The organism is Kluyvera sp. (assembly GCF_047971185.1).
In the GTDB taxonomy this organism is placed as follows: Bacteria; Pseudomonadota; Gammaproteobacteria; order Enterobacterales; family Enterobacteriaceae; genus Kluyvera.
Genome location: NZ_JBKDZH010000149.1, coordinates 1 through 4,278 on the forward strand (window position 1 = coordinate 1; position 4,278 = coordinate 4,278).

Sequence of the window (4,278 nt, forward strand, 5' to 3'; positions counted from 1 at the left end):
AATCTTAACGCAACAATCCTCGGCCAGGCCATCGCGTTTGTCATGTTCGTTCTGTTCTGCATGAAATACGTATGGCCGCCGTTAATGGCTGCCATCGAAAAACGTCAAAAAGAGATTGCTGACGGTCTTTCTTCTGCAGAACGAGCTAAAAAGGATTTGGACCTTGCACAGGCCAATGCGACCGACCAGCTGAAAAAAGCGAAAGCGGAAGCCCAGGTTATCATCGAGCAGGCGAACAAACGTCGCTCCCAGATCCTGGACGAAGCCAAAGCTGAAGCAGAGCAGGAACGTACTAAAATCGTGGCACAGGCTCAGGCAGAAATTGACGCCGAGCGTAAACGTGCTCGCGAAGAACTGCGTAAGCAAGTCGCTATCCTGGCTGTTGCTGGCGCCGAGAAGATCATCGAACGTTCCGTGGATGAAGCTGCTAACAGCGACATCGTGGATAAACTTGTCGCTGAACTGTAAGGAGGGAGGGGCTGATGTCTGAATTTGTTACGGTAGCTCGCCCCTACGCCAAAGCAGCTTTTGACTTTGCCGTCGAACACAAAAGCGTAGATCGCTGGCAGGACATGCTGGCGTTTGCCGCCGAAGTGACGAAGAACGAACAAATGGCAGAGCTTCTGTCTGGCGCACTGGCGCCGGAAACGCTCTCAACGTCGTTTATCGCTGTATGCGGTGAGCAACTGGACGAAAACGGTCAGAACCTGATTAAGGTCATGGCTGAAAACGGTCGTCTTAAAGTGCTCCCTGATGTTCTTGAGCTGTTCGTGCACCTGCGCGCCGCGAGTGAAGCTACCTCTGAGGTAGAAGTCATCTCCGCCAATGCGTTGAGTGAAGAACAGCTCGCGAAAATCACCGCCGCGATGGAAAAACGTCTGTCACGCAAAGTTAAGCTGAATTGCAAAATCGATAAGTCTGTAATGGCAGGCGTTATCATCCGAGCGGGTGATATGGTCATTGATGGTAGCGTACGCGGCCGTCTTGAACGCCTTGCAGACGTCTTGCAGTCTTAAGGGGACTGGAGCATGCAACTGAATTCCACCGAAATCAGCGAACTGATCAAGCAGCGCATTGCTCAGTTCAATGTTGTGAGTGAAGCTCACAACGAAGGTACTATTGTTTCTGTAAGTGACGGTGTTATCCGCATTCACGGCCTGGCCGATTGTATGCAGGGTGAGATGATTTCCCTGCCGGGTAACCGTTACGCTATCGCACTGAACCTGGAGCGCGACTCCGTCGGTGCCGTAGTCATGGGTCCGTATGCTGACCTTGCCGAAGGTATGACCGTCAAGTGTACTGGTCGTATCCTGGAAGTTCCGGTTGGCCGTGGCCTGCTGGGCCGTGTGGTTAACACCCTGGGTGCACCAATCGATGGTAAAGGCGCGCTGGACAACGACGGCTTCTCTGCCGTTGAAGCTATCGCTCCGGGCGTAATCGAACGTCAGTCCGTAGATCAGCCGGTACAGACCGGTTATAAATCCGTTGATGCCATGATCCCAATCGGTCGTGGTCAGCGTGAACTGATCATCGGCGACCGTCAGACCGGTAAAACCGCGCTGGCAATTGACGCCATCATCAACCAACGTGATTCCGGCATCAAGTGCGTCTACGTGGCTATCGGCCAGAAAGCGTCCACTATTTCCAACGTGGTACGTAAACTGGAAGAACACGGCGCGCTGGCTAACACCATCGTTGTTGTGGCAACCGCGTCTGAATCCGCTGCACTGCAGTACCTGGCACCATACGCCGGTTGCGCAATGGGCGAATACTTCCGCGACCGCGGCGAAGATGCGCTGATCATTTATGATGACCTGTCTAAACAGGCTGTCGCCTACCGTCAGATCTCCCTGCTGCTTCGTCGTCCGCCAGGCCGTGAAGCATTCCCGGGCGACGTATTCTACCTCCACGCTCGTCTGCTGGAGCGTGCTGCGCGTGTTAACGCCGACTACGTCGAAACCTTCACTAAAGGTGAAGTGAAAGGGAAAACCGGCTCTCTGACCGCTCTGCCGATTATCGAAACCCAGGCGGGTGACGTTTCCGCGTTCGTTCCGACCAACGTAATCTCCATTACCGATGGTCAGATCTTCCTGGAAACCAACCTGTTCAACGCCGGTATTCGTCCTGCGGTTAACCCGGGTATCTCCGTATCCCGTGTTGGTGGCGCAGCGCAGACCAAGATCATGAAGAAACTGTCCGGTGGTATCCGTACCGCGCTGGCACAGTATCGTGAACTGGCGGCGTTCTCCCAGTTTGCATCTGACCTTGACGATGCAACCCGTAAACAGCTTGACCACGGTCAGAAAGTGACTGAACTGCTGAAACAGAAACAGTATGCGCCGATGTCCGTTGCGCAGCAGTCTCTGGTTCTGTTCGCGGCAGAACGTGGTTATCTGGCGGATGTAGAACTGGCGAAAATCGGTAGCTTCGAAGCCGCTCTGCTGGCTTACGTCGACCGTGATCACGCTCCGTTGATGCAAGAGATCAACCAGTCCGGTGGCTATAACGACGAAATCGAAGGCAAGCTGAAAGGCATCCTCGATTCCTTCAAAGCAACCCAATCCTGGTAAAGTCTGACGGCCTGTCTCAGGGCAGGCCGTAGGCATTGAGGAGAAGCTCATGGCCGGCGCAAAAGAGATACGTAGTAAGATCGCAAGCGTCCAGAACACGCAAAAGATCACTAAAGCGATGGAGATGGTCGCCGCTTCCAAAATGCGTAAATCGCAGGATCGCATGGCGGCCAGCCGTCCTTATGCAGATACCATGCGCAAAGTGATTGGTCACCTTGCGAACGGTAATCTGGAATATAAGCACCCGTACCTGGAAGAACGCGACGTTAAGCGCGTGGGCTACCTGGTGGTGTCTACCGACCGCGGTCTGTGCGGTGGCTTGAACATTAACCTGTTCAAGAAACTGCTGGCGGATATGAAGGCATGGTCCGAAAAAGGCGTTCAGTGCGACCTCGCAATGATCGGCTCTAAAGGTGTGTCCTTCTTTAATTCCGTAGGTGGCAACATTGTCGCTCAGGTTACCGGTATGGGCGATAAACCAGCCCTGTCCGAACTGATCGGTCCGGTAAAAGTGATGTTGCAGGCCTACGACGAAGGTCGTCTGGACAAGCTTTATATTGTCAGCAACAAATTTATTAACACCATGTCTCAGGTGCCGACGATCACCCAGCTGCTGCCGTTACCGGCTTCAGAAGATGATGAACTGAAACGTAAAACCTGGGATTACCTGTACGAACCCGATCCGAAAGCGCTGCTGGATACCCTCCTGCGTCGCTATGTCGAATCTCAGGTCTATCAGGGCGTGGTAGAAAACCTGGCCAGCGAGCAGGCCGCACGTATGGTTGCGATGAAAGCCGCGACCGACAATGGCGGCAGCCTGATTAAAGAGCTGCAGTTGGTATACAACAAAGCTCGTCAGGCCAGCATTACTCAGGACCTCACCGAAATCGTCGGTGGTGCATCCGCGGTATAAACAGGTTAAGTCGTAGAGGATTCAAGATGGCTACTGGAAAAATTGTCCAGGTAATCGGCGCCGTTGTTGACGTCGAGTTCCCTCAGGATGCCGTACCGCGCGTGTACGACGCCCATGAGGTGCAGAATGGTAATGAACATCTGGTGCTGGAAGTTCAGCAGCAGCTCGGTGGCGGTATCGTACGTACCATCGCCATGGGTTCTTCCGACGGCCTGCGTCGTGGTCTGGATGTGAAAGACCTTGAGCACCCGATCGAAGTCCCGGTAGGTAAAGCAACGCTGGGTCGTATCATGAACGTACTGGGCGAACCAGTAGATATGAAAGGCGAGATCGGTGAAGAAGAGCGTTGGGCTATCCACCGTGCGGCACCGTCCTACGAAGAGTTGTCAAACTCTCAGGAACTGCTGGAAACCGGTATCAAAGTTATCGACCTGATGTGTCCGTTCGCGAAGGGCGGTAAAGTGGGTCTGTTCGGTGGTGCGGGTGTAGGTAAAACCGTAAACATGATGGAGCTGATCCGTAACATCGCGATCGAACACTCCGGTTACTCCGTGTTTGCGGGCGTAGGTGAACGTACTCGTGAGGGTAACGACTTCTACCACGAAATGACCGACTCCAACGTTATCGACAAAGTATCCCTGGTTTACGGCCAGATGAACGAGCCGCCGGGAAACCGTCTGCGCGTTGCGCTGACCGGCCTGACCATGGCGGAGAAATTCCGTGACGAAGGTCGTGACGTTCTGCTGTTCGTCGACAACATCTACCGTTACACCCTGGCCGGTACGGAAGTATCCG

4 protein-coding genes and 1 pseudogene are annotated in these 4,278 nt (G+C 53.9%); all 5 read left to right on the forward strand.

Annotation, left to right across the window (positions count from 1 at the left end):
* A partial coding sequence (gene atpF / locus ACK5JN_RS24255; RefSeq protein ID WP_416872477.1) for a F0F1 ATP synthase subunit B occupies positions 1–468 on the forward strand: 468 nt, incomplete at its 5' end.
* Positions 469–482: 14 nt separating this feature from the next.
* Complete coding sequence (gene atpH / locus ACK5JN_RS24260; protein ID WP_416872478.1) at positions 483–1,016, forward strand: F0F1 ATP synthase subunit delta; 534 nt, start codon at positions 483–485, stop codon at positions 1,014–1,016.
* A 12-nt stretch (positions 1,017–1,028) separates the two neighbouring features.
* Positions 1,029–2,570, forward strand: a complete 1,542-nt coding sequence (atpA, locus tag ACK5JN_RS24265) for a F0F1 ATP synthase subunit alpha (RefSeq protein WP_416872479.1) — start codon at positions 1,029–1,031, stop codon at positions 2,568–2,570.
* Positions 2,571–2,619: 49 nt separating this feature from the next.
* The gene (gene atpG, locus ACK5JN_RS24270; protein ID WP_416872480.1) at positions 2,620–3,483 is read left to right on the forward strand and encodes a F0F1 ATP synthase subunit gamma; all 864 of its coding nucleotides are present in this window, start codon (positions 2,620–2,622) and stop codon (positions 3,481–3,483) included.
* A 26-nt stretch (positions 3,484–3,509) separates the two neighbouring features.
* Positions 3,510–4,278 (forward strand): annotated as a pseudogene (locus ACK5JN_RS24275) (F0F1 ATP synthase subunit beta); the annotation flags it as partial.

What these genes read in the sequence shown, in the direction of transcription:
- atpG (WP_416872480.1), top strand. Translation starts at nt 2,620, where the DNA reads ATGGCCGGCGCAAAAGAGATACGTAGTAAGATCGCAAGCGTCCAGAAC.
- atpH (WP_416872478.1), top strand. Translation starts at nt 483, where the DNA reads ATGTCTGAATTTGTTACGGTAGCTCGCCCCTACGCCAAAGCAGCTTTT.
- atpA (WP_416872479.1), top strand. Translation starts at nt 1,029, where the DNA reads ATGCAACTGAATTCCACCGAAATCAGCGAACTGATCAAGCAGCGCATT.